This is a genomic window from Weissella minor (assembly GCF_001437425.1).
GTDB lineage: Bacteria > Bacillota > Bacilli > Lactobacillales > Lactobacillaceae > Weissella > Weissella minor.
Window position 1 is genome coordinate 298,726 of sequence record NZ_JQCD01000024.1, and the last position, 23,428, is coordinate 322,153.

General features: G+C 39.3%; 18 protein-coding genes and 1 riboswitch. Of the genes, 15 read left to right on the forward strand and 3 right to left on the reverse strand.

Features of this window, described 5'->3' with window-relative positions:
* The first annotated feature begins 46 nt into the window (after positions 1-46).
* The 6 genes from IV67_RS04910 (at position 47) to IV67_RS04935 (ending at position 8,450) form a co-directional block, all read left to right on the forward strand.
* On the forward strand, positions 47-1,732 hold the full coding sequence (locus IV67_RS04910; RefSeq protein WP_057787703.1) for a glycoside hydrolase family 13 protein: 1,686 nt from the start codon (positions 47-49) through the stop codon (positions 1,730-1,732).
* 192 nt (positions 1,733-1,924) lie between these two features.
* Positions 1,925-4,606: a cation-translocating P-type ATPase gene (locus tag IV67_RS04915; protein WP_057787705.1), complete on the forward strand. Its 2,682-nt coding sequence runs from the start codon at positions 1,925-1,927 to the stop codon at positions 4,604-4,606.
* Positions 4,607-4,893: 287 nt separating this feature from the next.
* Entirely contained in the window at positions 4,894-5,526 is a 633-nt protein-coding gene (locus IV67_RS04920; protein WP_057787707.1) for an SGNH/GDSL hydrolase family protein, read from the forward strand.
* Positions 5,527-5,802: 276 nt separating this feature from the next.
* A complete protein-coding gene (locus IV67_RS04925) occupies positions 5,803-7,035 on the forward strand; it encodes an MFS transporter (RefSeq protein ID WP_057787709.1) in 1,233 nt (410 codons plus the stop codon).
* Positions 7,036-7,235: 200 nt separating this feature from the next.
* Positions 7,236-8,087: a phosphotransferase gene (locus IV67_RS04930; protein WP_057787711.1), complete on the forward strand. Its 852-nt coding sequence runs from the start codon at positions 7,236-7,238 to the stop codon at positions 8,085-8,087.
* 24 nt (positions 8,088-8,111) lie between these two features.
* Complete coding sequence (locus tag IV67_RS04935; RefSeq protein ID WP_057787713.1) at positions 8,112-8,450, forward strand: MmcQ/YjbR family DNA-binding protein; 339 nt, start codon at positions 8,112-8,114, stop codon at positions 8,448-8,450.
* 58 nt (positions 8,451-8,508) lie between these two features.
* Here the strand turns inward: IV67_RS04935 and IV67_RS04940 are convergent, their stop codons facing one another.
* Positions 8,509-9,129, reverse strand: coding sequence for a sugar O-acetyltransferase (locus IV67_RS04940; protein ID WP_057787716.1), 621 nt, complete (start codon positions 9,127-9,129; stop codon positions 8,509-8,511).
* 111 nt (positions 9,130-9,240) lie between these two features.
* A complete protein-coding gene (locus IV67_RS04945; RefSeq protein ID WP_162261076.1) occupies positions 9,241-10,197 on the reverse strand; it encodes a GGDEF domain-containing protein in 957 nt (318 codons plus the stop codon).
* A 473-nt stretch (positions 10,198-10,670) separates the two neighbouring features.
* Between IV67_RS04945 and IV67_RS04950 the strand changes: the two genes are divergently transcribed.
* The 3 genes from IV67_RS04950 to IV67_RS04960 are packed head-to-tail and all read left to right on the forward strand — an operon-like array spanning position 10,671 to position 15,597.
* Entirely contained in the window at positions 10,671-11,735 is a 1,065-nt protein-coding gene (locus IV67_RS04950) for a bifunctional glycosyltransferase family 2/GtrA family protein (RefSeq protein WP_057787720.1), read from the forward strand.
* Positions 11,732-13,732 (forward strand): glycosyltransferase family 2 protein, encoded by a 2,001-nt coding sequence (locus tag IV67_RS04955; RefSeq protein ID WP_057787722.1) that lies wholly within the window; start codon positions 11,732-11,734, stop codon positions 13,730-13,732. Before IV67_RS04950 ends, IV67_RS04955 begins: the two co-directional genes overlap by 4 nt.
* Entirely contained in the window at positions 13,729-15,597 is a 1,869-nt protein-coding gene (locus IV67_RS04960; RefSeq protein WP_057787724.1) for a hypothetical protein, read from the forward strand. Before IV67_RS04955 ends, IV67_RS04960 begins: the two co-directional genes overlap by 4 nt.
* 62 nt (positions 15,598-15,659) lie before the next feature.
* Here IV67_RS04960 and IV67_RS04965 read toward each other — a convergent pair whose 3' ends face one another.
* Positions 15,660-17,024, reverse strand: a complete 1,365-nt coding sequence (locus IV67_RS04965; RefSeq protein WP_057787726.1) for an aspartate kinase — start codon at positions 17,022-17,024, stop codon at positions 15,660-15,662.
* Positions 17,025-17,130: 106 nt separating this feature from the next.
* Positions 17,131-17,306, forward strand: a riboswitch (Lysine riboswitch).
* A 90-nt stretch (positions 17,307-17,396) separates the two neighbouring features.
* Here IV67_RS04965 and alr point away from each other — a divergent pair.
* From alr to dapB, 6 genes are read left to right on the forward strand one after another with little or no spacing between them, the layout of a single operon-like run.
* Entirely contained in the window at positions 17,397-18,509 is a 1,113-nt protein-coding gene (alr, locus tag IV67_RS04970; protein WP_057787728.1) for an alanine racemase, read from the forward strand.
* 22 nt (positions 18,510-18,531) lie between these two features.
* The gene (gene lysA, locus IV67_RS04975; RefSeq protein WP_057787730.1) at positions 18,532-19,800 is read left to right on the forward strand and encodes a diaminopimelate decarboxylase; all 1,269 of its coding nucleotides are present in this window, start codon (positions 18,532-18,534) and stop codon (positions 19,798-19,800) included.
* A 59-nt stretch (positions 19,801-19,859) separates the two neighbouring features.
* Positions 19,860-20,576 (forward strand): 2,3,4,5-tetrahydropyridine-2,6-dicarboxylate N-acetyltransferase, encoded by a 717-nt coding sequence (gene dapD / locus IV67_RS04980; RefSeq protein WP_057787732.1) that lies wholly within the window; start codon positions 19,860-19,862, stop codon positions 20,574-20,576.
* Positions 20,577-20,594: 18 nt separating this feature from the next.
* On the forward strand, positions 20,595-21,761 hold the full coding sequence (locus IV67_RS04985; protein WP_057787734.1) for an N-acetyldiaminopimelate deacetylase: 1,167 nt from the start codon (positions 20,595-20,597) through the stop codon (positions 21,759-21,761).
* A 10-nt stretch (positions 21,762-21,771) separates the two neighbouring features.
* Positions 21,772-22,668 carry a 4-hydroxy-tetrahydrodipicolinate synthase gene (dapA, locus tag IV67_RS04990; protein WP_057787736.1) on the forward strand — a complete coding sequence of 299 codons (897 nt, stop codon included), beginning with the start codon at positions 21,772-21,774 and terminating at the stop codon, positions 22,666-22,668.
* Positions 22,669-23,415, forward strand: coding sequence for a 4-hydroxy-tetrahydrodipicolinate reductase (gene dapB / locus IV67_RS04995; protein ID WP_057787738.1), 747 nt, complete (start codon positions 22,669-22,671; stop codon positions 23,413-23,415).
* The last annotated feature ends 13 nt before the right edge of the window (positions 23,416-23,428 follow it).

Consider the following 23,428-nt stretch of genomic DNA (forward strand, 5'->3'; position numbering starts at 1 on the left):
CGCTTAATTAAAGTCGTTAATCAGAAATAAAGGAAGGTTTAAAATTATGGCACATACACGTTGGTGGAAAGATGAAGTCGTTTATCAAGTTTATCCCCGCTCATTCCAAGATACGAATAATGATGGAATCGGGGATTTGCCCGGAGTGATTAGTCATTTGGACTATTTGAAAGACTTGGGCGTGACCATGATTTGGCTGTCTCCAATTTATAAGTCACCAATGGTTGACATGGGATATGATATTGCAGATTATCAAGCCATTGATCCACAATTTGGAACTATGGACGATTTTGATGAATTGTTGGCAGAAGCTAAGAAGCGCGACATCAAGATTGTTATGGATCTAGTTGTGAACCATACATCTGATCAACATGAGTGGTTCCAAAAGGCCTTAGCAGATAAAAATAGTCCTTACCGTGATTATTATATTTTCAAGACAACTGAAGATGGTGAAGTGCCTAATAACTGGCGTGCAATCTTTGGTGGGTCAACTTGGACTGAAGTCCCCGGTGAACCAGGAACTTATTATTTCCATACTTTTGCGCCACAACAACCTGAATTAAATTGGGAAAACCCTGCTTTACGTGAAGAAATTTACGACATGATTAACTGGTGGTTGGATAAGGGCGTCGCTGGTTGGCGTGTTGATGCGATTACTCATTTGAAGAAAGATCTTGACTGGGCAAGCATTCCAGCTGATGGCGATGACGGTTTGGCCAATGTTGTTAAGAAGGGGCAAAATCGTCCAGGCATTAACGTCTTCTTGGATGAATTGAAAGAAAAGACCTTTGATAAATATGATGCAATTACCATTGGTGAAGCATACGGTGTGCCTGAAGCAGACTTGCCAAGTTATATTGGGCCAGATGGTTATTTTTCAATGATTTTTGACTTCTCATACATGAATATTGAAGTTGCTGATGTAAATGAATGGTATTTGGGTGCTTCAAAATGGACGACCAAAGACTTGAAGGATATCTTGTTTAATAGCCAAAAAGATATTTCTGAGATTGATGGTTGGAGTGGAAATGTTTTGGAAAACCACGATCAACCACGTGTCCTATCAAAATTGGTGCCGGATAAAGCAAATCAAACGCCGACTGCGGCTAAGGCATTGGCAACGATGTATTACTTCTTACCAGGTGTACCATTCATTTATCAAGGTCAAGAAATTGGTATGAAGAACTTTGAACGTCAATCAATTGAAGAGTTCAATGATGTTTCTTCAATTAATAACTATGAAGTTGCCATGCGTAAGGGGTATTCAAAGACTGACGCCTTAGAAACAGTGAATAAGAAGTCACGTGATAATGCACGTACACCAATGCAATGGAATGATTCTGAATTTGGTGGTTTCTCTGATAGCGAACCATGGTTGGCGATGGGAACTGATTTAGAACATATTAATGTGGCTGAAGAGCAAACCGATGAACAGTCAGTTTTGCGTTATTATCAAGCGATGGCACAATTACGCCAAGATGCGCGATATCATGCGAACTTTATTGATGGTGCATTGACTGAATTGAAGGATGTACCTGATAATGTAATTGCTTATCAACGCGAGTTAGATGGACAAATTATTTCAGTCTATGTGAACTTAGGTGCTGATACGGAAACAGTTAGTTATCCAAATGGTTCACAAACAATTGTTTTGCAAAATCGTGATGATATTGTTGTAGATAATGGTGAACTTAAGTTACCTGCTTATAGTGCAATCGTGTTAGCCCAATAGTTTAAAAAATAAGACTTGTCGGCGCATAAAAAATAAGGTATGATACTTTTGTAGCAGAGCTACAGACTTAAAATTAAAAAAGACTTCTGGGGACTTGTCCCGAGGATAAAAATCAAATCCACTATTGATAGACGTATCAATGGTGGATTTCTTTTTTTCAATTGAAGTCGAAAAGATGCAGAGGGAGCGTGAATGGATAAGCAAAATAATCCGTTATATCAGCAGACAACTGAGTCGGTTGTGACTGATTTAACAACTGATCTGTCCAATGGACTAGATCCAGATGTCGTCGACCAACGTTTGGCAGAATATGGTGAAAATGCTTTAGCTGGACAAAAGAAGACGACATTATTGCAAAAGTTTTTAAATCAATTTAAAGACTTAATGATTGGTGTGTTGTTGGGTGCGGCGTTAATTTCAGCTTTTGTGGGAGAAGGCGTGGATGCCATTATTATTTTGGCAGTGGTTATTTTAAATGCTGTCTTTGGTGTCTTTCAAGAATCCAAAGCAGAGGAAGCCATTGATTCTTTACAAAAAATGTCAGCACCAAATGCGAATGTGCGACGTGACGGAAAAATCGTTACGGTTCCAGCTTCGCAATTAGTCCCCGGCGATATTGTCTTGCTTGAGGCTGGTGATGTGATTCCAGCTGATATGCGTTTGGCAGTTGCTGCAAACTTGCAGATTGAAGAATCAGCATTAACGGGTGAATCAGTTCCTGTCAATAAACAAGCGGGACAATTAACTGATAATGATTTGCCATTAGGTGATCGGACTAATTTGGCCTACATGAATTCAAATGTCACCCATGGTCGTGGTGAAGGAATTGTGACAGGCACAGGAATGGACACTGAAGTTGGTAAAATTGCGGGTATGTTAGATAATGCTCAGACAACTAAAACACCTTTGCAAGAAAGCTTGGCCCAATTGGGTAAAATTTTAACTGTTTTAATTTTAATCATTGCTGTCATTGTCTTTGTGGTGGGATTATTCCGAGCGCCTGAAACAGCCGGTGGTAATCACATTGTTGACATGTTACTAACAGCAATATCATTAGCGGTGGCGGCAATTCCAGAAGGATTACCAGCAATCGTGACGGTTACATTGGCATTGGGAACGACCCGCTTAGCTAAGCGCCATGCCTTGATGCGTAAGTTACCAGCTGTCGAAACGTTGGGAGCGACTCAAGTGATTGGGTCTGACAAGACTGGAACTTTAACTCAAAATAAGATGACCGTCGAAAAGTATTATGCTGATGGCGCTTTACAAGATGCAACAACGCAAATTGAAGGTGCAGCAGAAACATTAGCCCAAGTAATGGCGTTGAATAATGATACGCAAATTACAGCGGATGGCGAAAAGTTAGGTGATCCGACTGAAACAGCCTTAATTACCTTTAATGAAACACAAGGTAAAGATGTCACACAATTATTGGCCGAGTATCCACGTGTCGATGAAATTCCATTTGATTCTGAACGTAAATTAATGACAACCATTCATATGATGAATGGTCAGAAAACAGCCACAGTTAAAGGAGCACCAGATGAATTAATCGAGCGTGCTAGTCATCAATTACGTGATGGGCAAGTGGTTGCATTAACAGCAGATGATAAAGCAGCAGTGCTTGCAACTAATGAACAACTCGCTAAGCAAGCATTACGTGTCTTAGCATTCGCAGTTCGTGATTTGGCGGGCGTTTCGAGTCCCTTTACTTCTGAAAATACGGAAACTGATTTAACCTTTGTTGGATTAGTTGGTATGATTGATCCAGAACGTGAAGGCGTGGCGCAAGCTGTTGCTGAAGCGCATGATGCTGGTATTAAGACACTTATGATTACGGGAGATCATAAGATTACTGCTGAAGCAATTGCACGTCGACTGGGAATTTTGGATGACACGCAAGGTGCTGAAGCAATTATTACTGGTGCTGAGTTGGATGAATTATCAGAATCAGATTATCAAGCACAAGTTAAGAACTATTCTGTTTATGCGCGTGTGGCACCAGAACATAAGGTGCGCATTGTGCAAGCATGGCAAAAAGAAAATAAAGTGGTTGCAATGACTGGGGATGGTGTCAATGATGCACCGGCATTGAAGACTGCTGATATTGGAATTGCCATGGGAATCACAGGGACTGAAGTTTCTAAGGGGGCTTCAGACATGGTTCTAGCTGATGATAATTTTTCAACAATTGTCCATGCGGTTGATGAAGGGCGTAAAGTATTTTCTAACATTCAAAAAGCCATTCAATATCTATTGTCAGCTAATTTGGGAGAAGTGTTGACGTTATTTATGATGACTGTTTTGGGTTGGAATTTGTTAGCGCCGGTTCATATTTTATGGATTAATTTGGTAACTGATACTTTACCAGCGATTGCCTTAGGTGTTGAACCGGGTGAACCGGGGATTATGAAGCAAAAGCCACGTGGTCGTTCGACGAACTTTATGTCTGGTGGACTGGGAACCGCCATTATCTATCAAGGTTTGTTGGAGGGCGCACTTACATTGTTTGTTTATTGGATTGGATTAACATACCCAATTCATAGTGGTTATGAAGCAATTCATGCGGATGCCCTAACAATGGCCTTTGTGACATTGGGATTGATTCAATTATTCCATGCCTTTAATACAAAGAGTATCTATCAGTCAGTATTTACGATTAAGCCATTTAGCAATCGGACGTTCAATATCAGTATTGCCATTTCGGCTTTGATGTTGGCCGGAACGATCTTAATACCTGGATTAAATACAATTTTCCATGTAACGAGTTTGGATTGGCATCAATGGTTAACGGTTTTGTTGGCATCAGCTTCAATTATTCCAATTGTTGAAATTGTGAAGTTTTTCCAGCGCCGTGCATTAAAAAATAAATAAGTGACTAAAACAAAAGCTCAAATTAGTTAGGTTTATCTAACTAATTTGAGCTTTTTTATTAACGAGCAATTATTTTAAAAATAGATAATCAAAATTTATTACGCAATGATGTTTGATTATGAATCAAATATTATTGATAATGATATAAAAGGTGTTTTCATGTTTCCTAAAGAAATATTATTTGCTTAAAGGAGACAGCAAGGGCAACTCAAAGGGGAGCAAATACCCATTTTTTAAATATTGATGAAAATGTAGAATGATGTATCGAGATAAGGAGATAATTATTCATGAACTATATAAATCCAACCTGGTTAGGTGACTCTATAACAGAAAAAAATGACCTTGCTATGATTCATTATCATGAAATACTAGCTAGAAAGTGGCATTCGAAAAATTCATATAACTTAGGGGTTAGTGGATCAACAATAAGTAGCGCCAGGGATTCCATGGTAAAGAGATACATAGAGATACCTGACTCGACTGATTTCATTTGTGTTTATGGTGGTATCAATGATTTTGGTCAAAATGTTTTGTTGGGAAGTAGGGATGATGATACTTACGAAACATTTTACGGTGCTTTAAATGTATTATTTACAGGATTAAAGACTCGGTTTCCAAATACTGATATGTTATTTGTGTCGCATGGTCATATTGGAGATAGTTTTATCAGTAGTGATAGTAGTCATCGTTATTCAAGCAATCAAAATAATTTAAATTACAACCAAGCCGAGTATGAGGGCATAATTGCTGAAAAAACTCGAGAATTCGGGATACCTCATTTAAGTTTGTATGAGGAGCCGGAGATGGATTTTTCAAATTCTAAACAAGCTAGTTTATATTCAGTAGATACACTACATCCAAATGATTCAGGACATGAAGTAATAGCATCAAAAATCGATGATTTTCTTAATGAAAACTGAGATATATAATAATACGATTAGAAAAAGTTAGTATTTGAATGGATGAAAGTTTATAATATGTGAGAGCATGTATAGGTACAGGCGATTAAAAATGGCAACATTAAAGCGCTTGCCATTGAAAAATTAAATACAATGAGCATGATTTACTCAGACGGAAAAAGGCATGCGAGAAAGTTTTTTTCATGTGTCTTGATTTAAATATAAGGTCAATTATCTATACAAATTTTAACGTCCTAAGGTCTGGTTAGAAAAACAAAAACATAGGAGGTGCTAGAAATGCTTAAAGGGCTTGATAAAAACATTCGTTTACGAGCGTTAACATTATTTCTAACACAACTTATTAGTTTTTCTGTGGTACCCAACATGACGGTTTATTACAATCAACATTTTGGTGCATTTTGGACAGGTTTGCTGTTGTTTATTACATCTGCAGGAACATTAGCTGGTGCCTTATATGGTGGACATACCTCAGATGTATTGGGAAGAAAAAAGACAATTAATTTAGGTCAACTCGGAATGGCAATTGGGGCGTCAATTGCTGTAATAGCTAATATTCCAGGACATGTAAATCCACTTATGGCTTTTCTTGGAATCTTTGTGACGGGAATTTTTTCTGCAAATGTCATGCCCGCCGAACAAGCAATGCTAATTGATTTAACTGACGATGAAAATCGAAGAATGGTCTTTGCGGTCATGTACTGGGTATCTAACTTGGGCATGTTAATAGGTGCATCAATCGGGGCATGGTTCTTTAGAGATTATCTATTTGAACTATTATTAATGATGGTTGGATTGATTTTGATTAACTTTATGATTGTGTATTTTGGAATGCATGAGACCTATGTGAAATCTAATAGTCAGACATCCTCATCGTCAGTAAAAATGATGTTAACGGGTTATTACAGTGTTTTAAAAGATAAAAGATATGCATTGTTGATTGCATCTGCGGTGTTGTTTGCGGTGACACCGGCTAGTTTAGATTTTTATCTACCGGTCCACCTAACGGAGTCTTTTCAGGTGATTGAAATATTTGGACAAGAAATCTATGGACAACGTATGTTTTCGATTGTTGGAATGATTAATACAATAATCGTTATTACTTTGACAGCAGTAATCACAAAAGCGGTAAAAAAAATGCAACTTTTTAATGTTTTTGCGACAGGGCTTCTTCTGGAAGGGACAGGAATTGCGATGTCATTTATTTTGAACAGCTTTTGGCCCATTGTTATCACAACATTGGTGTTTTCAATTGGGGAGATTATTGAATCTCCGGCGCAAGAAACAATCCAGGCTAGTATGATGGATCCAAATCGAATTGGCGCTTATTCAGGATTGAATTCAATAACATTTCCAATATCATTTTTAATTGCCAGCTTGTTAGTTAGTGCGTCAACATTTACAAGCAATGTTGTAATTGCGATTGTTGTCTTCACTATGGCACTCATTTCTATGATATTGGCATATGTTGCTTATAAAATGCCTGAAACTAATCGGAGCGAAGGAGATTAGTTATGATAATGATAATTACCTATACATACCAGTGTCATCAGAGATAACGAAGCTTAATCCTTTGAATTTAGCGTGGCTAAATTCTTTAAAAAATTGGATTTAAATCAGCCAGTTACATTTTTTGTTAGAGAGAATGTTGTGGTCAAATCGTCGTTGCTTTGAGATGTTACATTAAGAAATGATTGTTAGCGAGGGTAAATATGGAAATTGATTTGGTAGTTCAAGCATTAGTTGGCAATCGCATCAAGCATATTGAACATGAATCACTTAATCGTATTTATGCGGGATATTCACAAAAATATGGCAAAAATGTTTTTATAAAGGCATATAAGCAAGGACAACAGAATAAATTTTTAGTGGAAATGGCTGTTAATCGCCAATTAAATAACAGATACCTAGGACAAAAAAGATTAACCACGATGATCGACGATTTTTCATATATCCTTATTTTGGAAGATTTAAGCCTCAAAGATTTGGATTGGCCAAACAACGAGGAAAAACTTGCTCATGAAATGGGACGACAAGTTGCTTTGTTTCATACAACAGTGCAGCCAGTACAAGGGATGCCAAATACCACGGATTTAGTTAAAATCGTTGAAGCATCGATAATGATGGTGGTGTCAAAAGAGACCAGAGATGCATTGTTGCATATAAATGAGAAATTTCATGATAATCGTCATTTTTGGAACGATTTGAAAATGACGGAATCGGCTGTACTGCATGGCGATGTTGGCGTTCGAAATTTTAAAATAATAGAGAATGAAGTTGCCTTAATCGATTTTGAACGGGCAAGAGTGGGCATAAAATATGTCGACTTCGTAAAATTATTTTATCAAGATTTTAGACTGGATCCTAAGCTAATTGATGCCTTTAAAGCGGGTTATTTGAAAATTGGTACTTTAGAGGAGATTTCCGAAAATATAAAGTGGTATGCTATTTTTTATACAGCAATCGGCATCTATAAATATACTGAGAAAATAGATGATCAGAACTTTAAGTTAATCGGTGAGCAGATGCTTGATGATTGTTGCCGTTTTTTGGCATTAACATGAAAAAATGAATGAAGGTATTTTAAAATGACAAGTGAGAAAATGGCTGAATTGATTTTAAATCATACGGGCGGTTATGAAAAAAATAATTTCCCCCAAACAAAAGGAATGGATGCGATGCAAGTCCTTAGGAATCAACATAGTGATAAAATTTTCGCAATTATTTTTGAACAGGCCCAACAGCTATTGATTAACCTAAAATTAACACCGGAGCACGTAAGCGAGCTGAGACAAGAAGTGGGGATTTACCCAGGTTACCATATGTCAAAAAAACATTGGATTACCATTAATTATGAAGAAGCTGCATTGTCAGAGCACGAGTTTTTAGCGATGGCTTCGGAAAGTGTACAATTAACCCAGAAATAACCCACATTTAGAACAGCAAAAAAGCTTTAAGTCACAATGTTGACTTAAAGCTTTTTTATTAGTTACCAAATTCGTCTGAAATATCCAACTGATCATCGTCTGTGATTTCACGAAGCACACGACATGGATTTCCAACGGCAATTACATTGTCTGGAATATCTTTCGTTACAACGCTCCCAGCGCCAATAACACTTCCAGAACCGATTGTGACGCCACCAAGGACCGTAACATCACCAGCAATCCAGTAATTGTCCCCAATGGTAATCGGCGCACCATATTCATAATTATATAAAGTACCGTCGGCTGCTTTACGCACATTCCGTTCTTGTGGACGAAGGGGATGTAGTGGTGTTAGCAAGGAAACGTTGGGGCCAATCATAACAGAATCCCCAATGGTTACTGGACAACAATCTAGAACTGTAAAGTTAAAGTTGGCATAGAATTGCTTTCCGACCGTTGTATTGACACCATAGTCAAATGAAATTGGACCTTGAAAAAATGCATCTGTATCAGGTTGATTCAAGATTTTTTTCGTAATGTCGTCACGTTCTTCAGCGCTTTCATCTAATGCATTAAAGCGCTGATTTAAACGATGGGCTTCGTGACGCATCGCGCTTAGTTCATCAACGGCAGGACAATAAAGTTTTCCGGCAATCATTTTTTCATATTCGCTGGGCATAAAACACCACTTTCTTTAATGAGTTTAGAATGGTTAACACCTTTAATTATACCATGTAACAGTTGTTGTAAACCTTGATACTAAAAGGTTGTTAGCGTTATCATTACCGAGCTACGGCAAGGGTTTGTCATCGAATTTAAACGTATTACGTCCTCCTGATTTAGCCTCGTAAAGACAGCGGTCAGCAGCTTCGAAAGCTTGCAATGAATGATATTGATAGACCTTAGTGTAACTGATGCCGGCTGAATAAGTTAAAGGTTGTTGGAGTTTAAAGGTGCTTTGTTGTAACAAATTTTGTTGAAATGTCGTAAGCATATTGGTTAATGCTGTTTGTTCATTATTAAATTGTTTTGGATTAGAACTCACTAGTAAAACAAACTCTTCACCGCCGTATCGGTAAATTCGATGTATATGTGAACTCAATGCTTCTTGATATGAGGTTTCTAATGTGTCAGCGAAAAGTTTTAAAGCAATATTGCCTTCCTGGTGACCGTAGGTATCATTGATATGCTTAAAATAATCAATATCAAAGACGATAATCCAAGCGTTTTTATTGTCAATCGGTGGTTTTCTGAATAAATCTTCGGTTAGCTGATGATAATTATAAACACCAGTTAATGTATCATTATGGATATCATAAAGGAGAGACTCTCGACGTTTTTGATATAAATCATCAATATAACAAATTAGCCAACTAAAAAAAGCATAGCCGATGAAGACAAAACCAAATGTTACTAAGTTTTTAGGCGTAATAATTTCCAGAAATTGATAGCTTTGCCAATATTCAAGTAGGGCAAAGAAGAGGGCTAGGGCAAAACCTAATACATGTCGATTTTTCACTAAGGCTTTTAAACTTGCTAAAACAACTAGTAATAGTAGCTCACTGATTAATAATACATGTGCCTGATTAGGTGTGACTTGATAATAACGACCGATATAGAGGGCGAGTAGCCAAGGGTGAATTGATGCGCAAAAAATGACTTTCCATAAGGCTGTATTCAAAGTAATGAAAAGTAGTGGAACAAAATATAATACGAGACGGTTAATTAAATTGGTATCCATAGCCATAATCATGTAAGTAAAACCAATATACAAGAAAATGGTAAGAATCTTTGGTAAGGCGTGATCACTGTAAATTAGCGTGCTTTGATAGACGTATAAAAGGGCAACTAACATGAGCGATATAAAGAAAAAAACACTCACATGGGAAATGAAAAAAATCATATAGTAAGATTACCTGTCCTTAATAAGTTTTAATTGGTTAAACTAATAAAAAATAAGTTATTAACCAATGCGTTGGCATAAGTATATAGATTTTAAAAGCTAAACACAACAAAGGTATAGTTAAATATGAACATAACTGGTGTATTTGTCTATTGACATCTAAATCATGGTAAACTGAATATATGTAGATGATTTTACCAGCTGTACCAATTGTGGTAATATAATGAATTAGTCTATTACGAGTCTGTCCACCAAGGGGAGTGACAGTTATTTGGACAAATAAAAACATTAATTAATAAAGATAAGGAGTCATTTTCATGGGGGAATTTGGCGTATTGATTCCGGCTTTGAATCCGGATGAAAAATTGTTGCACTTACTGGAGGAGATCTTTTCTGAACAACAAATCGCACAATATGTTGTGTTGGTTGATGATGGATCAGATGACATGCACAGTGAAATTTTTCAGGAAATTCAAAAAACTTTTGGACAAAAAGTGATTGTATTACGGAACCTATCTAATTTAGGCAAGGGGGCTGCCCTTAAGCGAGGGCTCGCCTATTTTGAAAAATGGTTTCCAATGGTTCAAGGCGTTATTACGCTTGACGCTGATGGGCAGCATGCTGTTTCGGATGTTGTGCGTTTAATGGATAAATTTGAGCCACAAGCGTTAGTTTTAGGATGTCGGACTTTTTCAGAAGATATACCATTCCGTAGTCGTTTTGGGAATGTCTTAACAAATCGTTTAACGAGATTATTCACTGGGTTAAACATTTCAGACACTCAGACCGGCTTACGAATTATTCCAATGTCCTATGTGCCAACACTGTTAACTTTCAGTGAGGATCATTTTGAATTTGAATTTAAAATGTTATTAGAGGCGAAAGCAGCAGATCTAAAGATCATTGAAGTGCCAATTGAAACCATTTATATCGATGATAATGCATCTTCTCATTTCCGTGTGATTCATGATTCATTCGCAATTTATGCGCAATCTTTGAAATTTGCGATGACCGGGATTGTGTCATTTTTGTTGGATGTCGGGTTATTTGCGTTTTTCTTATTTCTATTGGGACGCGAAAACTTACAAAACGTCATGTGGGCCACTGTTGGTGCCCGTTTAACGTCAGGAATCGTCAATTATGGTCTTAATCGACAACTTGTGTTCGGGCATGAAGGCCAGCAAACATTAATTAAATATGCAATTCTGATGTTTGTGCAGATGCTTGCATCAGGCGCGCTAACATATTTGATTGCACATACAATTAGTCAATCTGGTAATGTCGGTCTGGTCACGATTGCAAAACTAATTGGTGATTTCATTCTATTTTTGATTAGTTTTCAAATTCAAAAGCACATTGTTTTTAAGGCGGTAGCGGCATGATTAGTTCAAAGAAAAAAATCGCCTATTTATTTGCGTGTACTTTGACTTTACTCTATCTACTCTGGCGTGTATTTTTTACAATTCCTTGGCACACATCATTTTGGTTGGTAGCGTTTGCGCTCTTGCTGGTGCTTTGTGAAATCATTTCAAATATTACTGCTTATATTGTGATTTTCTTCCGCTTGCGTGTGTCAAAAAAGCAACTAAGTCAAAATTTGGAAGATGTCCCATATCCGGTAAATGAAACAGCTCCAGCGGTTGATGTTGTTATTGTGACGCATGATGAACCAATAGATTTATTGCAAAAGACAGTGAATGCTGCCAAAAAGATGCACTATCCCAATCAACAGGTCACCATTTGTTTAGCGGATGATGGGAATCGGCCTGAAGTATCGCAATTAGCTGCAAATTATGGCGTCACTTATGCGGGTTTTGAAAATAATCATGAGGCAAAATCTGGTAATATCAACCATGCATTGGAACAATTATCGGCGCCACTATTAGCTATTTTTGATGCCGATATGATTCCATATTCTGGTTTTCTAAATGCGACAGTGCCGATTTTTATGCAAAATTGGCAAACACAGCATGAAACGGAAAATGTCCCACGCTTAGGATTTGTGCAAACGCCACAAAGTTTTTATAATGCGGATATTTTTCAATTTAATTTGTTTTCAGAAAATATTGTGCCAAATGAGCAAGACTACTTTTCAAGAGACATTAATGTATTGAATAGTGCCAACGGCGCTGCCATTTTCACCGGTTCAAATACGCTCTTTTTACGAGAAGCCGTGGATGCAGCTGGTGGGTTTCCGACCGATACGGTGACGGAAGATTTCGAATTGGGTGGTTTAATTAATGCAGCGGGTTATGTCAGTTATTCTACGCAAACGCCACAAGCTAGTGGGGTGACACCGCTTGATATTAAAGGCGTCATCAAACAGCGACGCCGTTGGGCAAGAGGCGTGATTCAATCCTGCCAAAATATGCATGTGTTCACAAATCGAAAGTTTAATTTCGTTAACAAATTGGTTTTCATTAATAGCTATTTTTATTGGTGGTCATTTTTACGACGCTTAGTTTTTATTATTGCGCCAATTTTATTTGCCTTATTTAATCAACCAGTTGTGCTAGCCAATTTTTGGTTATTAATGTGCTTTTGGGCACCCGGTTATTTTATGCAACATTGGGTGCTAGGTGATGCAGCCGGGCCGATTCGAAATGAGCGTTGGGGGGAAGTACAAGAAACTTTCTTTGCACCTTTCATTGTGATGCCAGTTATTCTAGAAACATTACGCATTAAGCAAAAGAAGTTTACAGTGACCGAAAAGGAATCAACCTACAGTTGGCGTGATCGCATTTATATGGTGCCATTTTTAATTTTATGGTTACTAACGTTAGCAGCTTTGATTAAATTTAACTATGGTAAATTTGGTTCAGAAATCTTGATGGGAAGTGTGATTACGTTCTGGTTGTTGACCCATTTTGTGAATCTGACTTTCTGTCTATTTATTGCAAGTGGTCGTCCCTTTTTGCGAAATGCTGAAAGATTTGGACGACAAGTCAAAGGGCAACTTGAAGTGGGACGTTTAGTCGTTCCTTTAGAAACAGTTGATATGGCTGATCATGGCGTAAAGTTTATAACGCCAACGATGAAAAGCAAAGTGGTTGAAGCCGGACAGCATATTGCGTTAGATTTGACAGGTACAGATGGCGTGCCGATTCAGGTACATGGCTTAGTGGTGCGGGTGATTGAGTTGAAAGGTCAATTCAATTATGCTGTGCGTTTAACCGATACAGGCCGAAATGTTGATGAGCAAAATGAATATTTGCATTTAATCTACGATGGCTTTAATGGTACTTTATCGGTTGAGCAAGATCGTTGGATTACGCCATTAGATGAATTATGGATGAACATTGCATTGCGTTTTGAGCAGTGGCAAAAGTCCTTTAATCGTCGTCATGAAACGTTAAAGCAGCGAGGTTCTTCAAAATGAGTTTAATCGGATGGTTAATTTTTCTGAGTTCGCTGATTGGCTATCAACGAACTTTACGCCGTAGTGGTGTGTCGCCATATCTTACCTGGATCACGATTTTTTGGATGCAAACCTTAGTGCTGTATATTGGCGCGATGGTAAATCTACTACCGGCATTCATGATTGGTGTCAGTGGTCTTGGAATTACGTTGTTGCTAGTAGATATCATCTTAATTGGTATGAAACGCTGGGTGCCGCTCGGAATTGAATTGCACTTATTTGACGTGTGGATGGCTAGCATGGGGCTATTGTTAGGAATTGCTATTTATCATAGCTTAATGGTTCATTATGACAATTTCTCACATTGGGCAACCATGGTGAAGTTCCTGTATACAAATGGGCAATTACCTACAGCCGGTGGTGCGGATCAAATTATTTCATTTACCTCATATCCACCAGCAATGGCTTTATTTATCAATTATTTTGTCCACTTAGTTGGTTTTAGCGAAGGGTCAATGTTGCTTGGACAATTTATCTACATTTGGGCCGCGCTATATAGTGTATTTGCCTTTCTAAAAGATAAAACACGGTCGCTATTAGCAGCAATCCTCGTCTTAACGATTGCAGTCACGATGATTTTTAATGTTGAAATTCGATTTAATAATCTGTTAGTTGATTACGTTTTGGCAGTGGTGGCCCTGGCAGGTTTGACGGGCGTTTATGTCTACCAAAAAAGGCCAACATTACAGATGATACATGTCATGTTAGCTGCTAGTAATTTATTGCTTATCAAAAATTCAGGTGCCTTTTTTGTGGCTTTAATTTTTGTGTATTATGCATATACCTTATTTGTAAATCGGACGCGTCGTGCTCCCATGCGACAAAAAGTGATGGCAGGGTTTCAGAACTTTCTACGTTGGTTGATGGGACTAGGTATCAGCTACTTACCATTTTATTTGTGGTCACGTCATGTCAAACAAAGTTTCACGACATCCAAGCATGAAATTAGTGCGGCTGCGTATGGTCAACAATTGCAGCAAGAAAGTGGCCAATATTTTAGTGAAATTGCACATAAAATGCTTCAAGCCAATGCACACTTGTCTTCGTTGTCAACGCGCGGCTTTATCTTGTTTAATGTGGTTTTGCTGGTGACATGGATTGTGCTTAAAATGCTAGGGCATCGTAATCGCTTGTTGAAAATGGCGTTGCTATTTGATGGTATTTTCGTGATTTATTACTTTAGCATGTACGTTATGTATATCGTATCAATGCCATATGCGGAAGCGATTCAATTGGCTGGATTTGAACGATACATGTCGACGATTGTCATTTTATTGTTGCTACTAAGTGCAGCGACGTTGGTGATTACTCTAGATGAGTCGTTTTATGAGCAGGATTTTGAAAAACGCAATTTGCGATCATTTAGTTCATTGACTGCTAAAAAGGCTTATCAGATGGGCGCAATGTTCTGTTTCTTTTTCTCGGTCATTGGGATTAATTCAGAAATTGGTGGCATGCATTTTAACGATAAATTTAATCAAAATGCGTTGCCTTTAAAACTAAAAGCGTTAAGTCATGATGAAATGCAACTCAATCAATGCCATATTTTAGTCGTTGATGCAAGGCAATCAGAAGTGGATAGTTATTATGCCGCTTTTGTTGGAAAATATTATTTCTTCTCACCAAATGTTGAGGCACGTGAAGCGTTTGATATGTCGCCACAGGAATTAAAAGAACTCAATGATTCTTATGATTATGTGGTGATTCCAAATGAACATGAAACTTACAGTAAATTGATGGATAAAGCTTATCATCAAAAGGTTAAAACGGGATTGTTTAAGACTGAGAAAAATGGTTTGAAACCAGTTAGTCAGTTAACATTTTAAAAAAAGCAGACGGCTCCAAGTAAAGGGGGCTGTCTGCTTTTTTATACTATACCAATGATTATTTAGGCGAAGAATTGTTCATAAACAATCTGAGTTGCTTCATCAATTTTATGGGTATCAATGCCTAACATTAAACTAATTTCTGAGGCACCCATATTAATCATGGAAACGCCAATTTCTGCTTGGCTTAGTGCACTTAGAATTATTGTTGGGGTATTTGGATTACTATGCATCCCTTCACCAACGACCATCATTAGGGCAAATTCTGGAATTAAACTAATTTCATTGGGATGCACAGTTTGTTCAATTTCTGAGCAAACTTGGTCGATTTGCGCTTGCGTGACCAATGACTTATCAAAGATGATGGTCATGTCATCGATACCAGATGGCATATGCTCATAGCTGACACCATGCTTGGCTAAGATTTGCAAAACCTTCAAAGTAAACCCAACTTCCTTATTTAAAAGATAACGATGGATATAGATGGCTGCAAAACGTGCATCGGTTGCGATACCAGTAATTGGTGTAATTGTTTGCGTATCGACAGCGCTCGTGGGGACAATCATGGTCCCTGGAGCTGTCGGATCATTGGTGTTTTTGACGTTAATTTTTACATTGGTTTCAATGACGGGCAAAATCGCTTCATCATGGAAAACTGAGAAACCAGCATAAGAAAGTTCGCGCATTTCTCTAAATGACATGGTTTGAATTTCAACGGGGCTAGGAACAATTGTGGGATTAACCGTGTAAATAGCTGATACATCAGTGAAATTTTCATACAGGTCAGCTTGGAGACCACGTGCTAAAATGGCACCAGTGATGTCTGAACCACCACGTGAAAAGGTAACCATGGCCCCATCGTGGTCAAACGCACAAAAACCTGGAACAACTGTAATCTTATCAGCTGACACTTTGTAATTGTTCATTTGCGGATAGCAGAAAGGGTTGATAATGGCTGCACGTGGTGTGCCGTCAACAACTATACCAATTTCATCAGGGCGCACGAATTCAGCGGGGTAACCTAAGTGATTTAATACGGTTGTTAGCAGTTGGGCATTTAAATATTCACCATGTCCAGTAAAGGCTGCATAGAGATAATCAAATGTTGGGTAATGGACACGGGCAAGTTGATCGAGTGTCTCGGTCAAAGTTTTTACAAAGGGTGCATCAGTAATTTCAAAGTAGTCTAAAATTGCTGTGTATCGTTCGATAATTTGCTTTTTGATTTCAGATAAATCAGCACCAGCGATGGTTTTGTCGGCAAAAGCAATTAATAAATCGGTCACTTTGATATCGCCTTTAAAGCGTTTACCCGGGGCTGATGGAACCACCACGCGGCGTTGCTCATCACTTGTAATAATATTAATAACCTTTTCAAACTGTGCACCATCGGCGAGTGAGGACCCACCAAACTTTACGACCTTCATCGAACGAACCTCCAAAATTTGTTTGAACCTAGTAAACATGTGAATTTGATGAAAGTCAAGGGGGTTGACGTAGAATGCTTTGTCATGTATTCTAATTGTAATTTAATAAATAGATAGAGGTCGCAACTGACATGAGTAGCTAACAGAGTTTGCCAAAAACGGGGAAGTTAGTGAAGGGGGAAAGTTGCCGAGGTGTTATATTGGGCGAATATAATGCCGGGCTAGTAATTAACAGTTGCTAGACTGTCATTGCGTTTTACGTAGTGGGGAGCTGTCGTTCATTATCGAGATAAGTGTCTTTTACTGAATCCGAATTACTGGGCGTATTTTCCCGGTGATTCGGATTTTTTTATATTTTGGAGGAAATTAAAAATGGTAGTTGCGGTTACACGACCAACAAGAATTATCGTTTCAAAATCTGCGGTTAAGCACAATTTGGATGAGACAAGAAAATCTGCCAATGCCGAATTTATGTGGTTGGCGGTTAAATCAAATGCCTATGGTTTTGGTTTAATTCCAATGAGTCAAGCAGCAGTAGAAGCTGGCGTTGACGGTTTGGCAGTGGCCATTCTAGATGAAGCGCTAGCCATCCGCCAAGTTGGTATTACCATTCCAATTTTAGTTTTAGGGATTACACCGGCTGAGTATGCACCTCTTGCAGCTGAGTACGATGTGATGTTAACAGTTGCCAATCAAACATGGTTAGATCAGGCGACGACAACTTTAGCGAAGTCAGATAAGGCGTTGCAAATTAATTTTGGGGTTGATACTGGGATGAACCGAATTGGTTTTACGGACCGGGAAGCTTTAGCAAATGCATTAGCATTTGCGGACAACCAAAAGGTGTTTGATGTCGTTGGCATTATGACCCATTTTGCGGAATCTGATTCACCACATGTTGATTATTTTCATGGTCAAATTGCACGTTGGCATGAATTAACGGATGGACTACCATTACCACGGATGGTTCATTTAGCGAATTCAGCAGCAGCTTTGTATCATGCAGATGAAATTCCAACAGAAGTGATTCGTGCCGGAACCATCGCATACGGAATTGAACCTTCACAAGGTGAATTGCGTGATCGGAGTTATGTTGAGCCAGTTTTGACATTAGAGACTGAATTGAACTTTGTGAAACAGTGTCATGAAGGCGACGGTGTTAGCTATGGGCATACGTATTACACATCTGAAAACGAATGGATTGGTACGATTCCATTAGGTTATGGGGATGGATTGAGCCGAAAAGTACAAGGCTTTGAAGTGATTATTGAAGGTGAACGTTGTCCCTTGATTGGTAAACCTGCAATGGACCAAATGATGGTGGCATTGCCACATGAATTCCCAGTGGGTACGAAAGTGACGATTATTGGAAAAAATAATGGTTTAGAAAATACGCTTGAAGATGTTGGTGCCCACGTCGGCATTACACCTTGGGAAGTTGGTATTCATTTACAAGAACGTATCACACGTGTATTGGGAGCATAATAACAGATAAGGAGTTAAACACATGACAGAACGAGTTGAGATTGGTGGCGTTGCGGCAACGGAACTTGCACAACAATTTGGTACACCATTATATGTATATGATGTGGCGCAAATGCGTCAGCAGATGCGTGATTTCAAATCTGAATTTGAAGCCAGGGGTGTTGATTACGCCGTATCATATGCTTCTAAAGCTTTTGCAACCGTCGCAATGTACGAAGTTGTTAAGCAAGAAGGAATCCATATTGACGTTGTTTCCGGCGGGGAACTTTATACGGCTAAGCAAGCTGATTTTCCAATGGCCCATGTATCTTTCAATGGAAATAATAAGTCTGTTGACGAGCTAGAAATGGCACTAGATTACGGTGTTGGCACGATTATTGTTGATAATTTTTATGAATTAGCATTATTAGAAGACTTGCTAGCAGAACGTGATCAGCATCAAGATATTTTACTACGTGTATCACCAGGTATCTCAGCGCATACGCATGAATACATTTCAACTGGACAAGTTGATAGTAAATTTGGTTTTGATGTTGATAGTGGTCAAATGTTGACGGCTGTTAAGCAAGCTTTGGCAAGTGAACACTTGAATCTACTCGGTTTACATGCGCATATTGGTTCACAAATTTTTGATGAAGCTGGTTTTAGAGGCGTTGCAGAACGCTTAGTTGAATTGGCCGCTGAAGCTGAATTTGTGCCACAAGTGTTGAACGTCGGGGGTGGTTTTGGTATTCGTTATACTCAGGAAGACCAACCATTGCCCGCAACAACATTCATTGATGACATTATTACAAGTATCGAGCAAGCAACTCAAGCTCATGAGATGCCAATGCCAGCCATTTGGGTTGAGCCAGGACGTTCGATTGCTGGTCCAGCTGGATATAATTTGTACACGGTTGGTTCACGTAAGGATCTACCAGGTTTGCGCCATTATGTCGCAGTTGATGGTGGAATGGGTGACAATATCCGTCCGGCATTGTATCAAGCGGCTTATGAAGCGCAATTAGCTGAACCCGCTGATGACCGACCAACTGAAGCCGTTCGAATAGTGGGGAAGTATTGTGAATCAGGGGACATTTTAATTGATGAACAAAACTTGCCAAAGTTGGAGGCTGGTGATGTTCTGGTCTTAAACGCAACTGGGGCTTATGGTTATTCAATGGCATCAAACTATAACCGCAATCCACGTCCGAGTGTGGTGTTCGTTGAAGATGGACAAGAACAAGAAGTGGTTAAGCGTGAGACATATCAAGACCTTGTCCGTCTAGATCAACATTATGATTTGGCCTAATCCAACATTTTAATAAGTATGATTAAAGACAATTTTTTTAACAATTAAGGAGAATAGACATGACTGAATTATCTGCAGAAGACATTATTAACACAATTGCTAGTGCCCCTAAGTTAACACCGGTTCGCGTTGACCTTGCTGGTTCAAACCTACAAAGTTTAAGTTTCCCAGCCTCAGTCGAAACTTTCTTGAATGACCAAAATGGGGTCGTTTATGGTGATTGGGAAGTCATTAAGCCAGTTCTAGCAGAAAATGAAGCCCAAATTGAACGTCAACACGTTGAAATTATGGCACGCAATTCAGGTGTGCCTTTGCTAAATTATGAAAACATCCCAGCCCGCATCGAACCTGGTGCCATTATTCGTGACCAAGTAGTTGTCGGAAAGAATGCCGTCATTATGATGGGGGCAACCATTAATATTGGTGCTGAAATTGGTGAAGGATCAATGATTGATATGGGGGCTGTCTTAGGTGGACGTGCCCTTGTCGGTAAGCATTCACATATTGGCGCAAATGCTGTTTTGGCGGGTGTTGTTGAACCAGCTTCAGCCCAACCAGTGCGTATCGGTGATGATGTCTTAGTTGGTGCGGGTGCCGTGATTATTGAAGGTGTCCAAGTTGGTGATAACGCGGTTGTTGCTGCTGGTGCGATTGTGACGGATGATGTACCAGCTAATACAGTTGTTGCTGGTGTACCGGCTAAGGTGATTAAAACGTTAGATGAAAAGACAAAGAGTAAGACGGCTTTGGTTGATGCTTTACGTCAATTAGATTAAAAGGAATGAGGCGAAATAATGAGTGAAACAGCTTTATCACAAGCAGACTTACAACAGATTCGCCGTGATTTACATCAAATCCCCGAGTTGGCGTTAGAGGAAACTAAAACCCATGCTTATTTGAAAGCATTGATTGTACAATGGCAAACCCCTTGGGTGGAAATTCGTGAAGTACCAGAGTTGCCAACGGCTTTGCTTGTACGTGTACAAGGAACCCAGCCACAGCGAACGTTAGGTTATCGAACGGATATTGATGCTTTACCAATTGAAGAACAAACCGGTTTACCGTTTGCTTCAAAACATCCAGGGAAAATGCATGCTTGTGGCCATGATATGCATATGACTGTTGCTTTAGGTGTCTTACATCATTTTTGTATGACCCAGCCTAAAGATAATCTTGTCTTTTTGTTCCAACCAGCTGAAGAAGAAGAGTTTGGTGGCAAGAAATTATATGATTTGGGCGTATTTAAAGATGAGTGGCGTCCAGATGAATTCTATGGTTTGCACGATAATCCCGCTTTGCCAGCTGGTCAAATTGCAACACGTCAAGGTACGTTGTTTGCAGGTTCATGTGTCGTACGGATTGTCTTTTCAGGAGCTGGCGGACATGCGGCGATGCCACATTTAACAAATGATGCTTTGCTAGCAGCTGCAAGTTTTGTCACGAGCGTCCAATCAATCGTGTCACGAAATTTGAATCCAGTTGATGCTGGTGTTGTAACCTTTGGAAGTTTACATGCTGGCGGTTCGGTCGGTAACATCATTGCAGATGAAGCAAAATTAATTGGAACGATGCGTGGACTAACGCAGGTTAATCTAGAAATGATGATGGATCGGATTCAACGCATTGCGCGTGGCACAGCTGAGACGTTTAACGTTGATGTTGATATTGAACTTGAGCAAGGTGGTTATCAACCTGTAGAGAATGATCCGGATACAACAGCGCGCTTTATCGACTTTATGGAGCAAGATGAAGCCAGCGATTTCACGATTGTTGATTCAGCAATGACTGCCGAAGATTTTGGTTATCTATTACATCAAATTCCAGGCACGATGTTTTGGTTGGGGGTTAATGACCCAAGTCACAATTTACATCAAGCTGTCTTCAGTCCAGATGAAGCCGCATTACTTCCCGGTATTCAGTCAATTACAAGATTTTTGACTTGGCGCATGGCACAAAATTAAGGAGAAACTCATGTACGAAAATGCAAATTTAATTACAGCAATTATTACGCCATTTACAGCTGATGGTAGTGCAATTGACTACCCAGCACTAGATGCGTTAACAGATCGTTTATTTGATGAAGGTACGCAAGGTTATGTGATTGGTGGGACGACTGGTGAAGCACCAACGCTAACCCATGCTGAAAAGATTGAATTATATACGCATTTTGCAAAATATGTTGATGGACGCGGTGTTGTGATTGCTAACGTTGGTGATAACAATACACAAAATTCGGTTGCATTGGCCCAAGCAGTGAGTGCAATTGAAGGTGTAGATGCAGTATTGGCGGTAACGCCTTATTACAATAAACCAAGCCAAGCTGGCATGATTGCGCACTTTACAGCTATTGCCGATGCATCATCAGTACCAGTGATGCTTTATAACATTCCTGGTCGTTCAGCGGTTGGTCTTACAAACGAAAGTGTCTTGACTTTAGCTGAACATGAAAATATTAATGCGATTAAGCAGGTTACGAGTTTAAATGATCTTGGTTTCTTGGTTGAGAATACACCAGATGATTTTGCAGTTTATACCGGTGAAGACGCACAAACACTTGCTGCGAAGGCATTGGGCGCACAAGGAACAATTTCAGTAACTTCACATATTTACGGACCTGAAATGGCAGCGCTATTTACAGCTTTGGAAGCCGGTGACTTGGAAACAGCTGGAAACTTGCAACGTTGGTTAACCCCAAAGATGAATGCGCTATTTGCATACCCATCACCAGCACCAGTTAAAGCAATTTTGGGTGAACGTGGTCTTGTTGAAAACACCACGCGTTTACCAATTTTGCCATTAACAGCAGATGAGACAGCACATCTACATGAATTGTTAGGTGATACTGAAGGGGACGAGGAGACCGAATAGATGAAACGTGTTTTATTAGCGGGTGGTTTTGGAAAAATGGGACAAGCTATTCAAGCCCAATTGGCCCAGACTGAAGATTTAGAACTAGTTGGTATTTTAGCACCACATCCACAAGCAGCCGATGTGCCTGTGTTTGAAAAACTTGTCGAAATTGATGTGGCGGCGGATGTCTGGATTGATGTCACAACACCATCGACTGTGTTTGAAAATGTTGAATTTGCACTAGCCCATGGTATGGATGCAGTGATTGGGACCAGTGGTCTGGCTGAGGATGAATTAGAAGCATTAAAGCAACGTGCTAAACAGTATACGCAACATGTGTTAGTTGTCCCAAATTTTTCAATTTCAGCAGTATTGTTAATGCATTTTGCAGAGCAAGCTGCGCGCTATATGCCAGATGCTGAAGTGCTAGAGATTCATCATCAGGCTAAGTTGGATTCACCTTCTGGGACAGCTAAAGCGACTGCGCAACGAATTGCCAAAGGACGTGCAGCGCAACCAAACCTAGTCGGAATCGGTCAAGCTTCACGTGGTGAAGCGATCGAGGATGTGCCTGTCCACGCCATGCGTTTGCCGGGCTATATTGCCCATGAAGAAGTGATTTTTGGTGCGACAGGCGAATCGTTACATATTAGCCAAGATTCAATTTCTCGTGATTCATTTATGGCGGGAGTTGTGTTGGCGTTGCGTGAAGTTGATCAAGTACCAGATTTAGCGGTTGGATTAGATACAATTATGGATTTTTAAGGAGAGATAAACC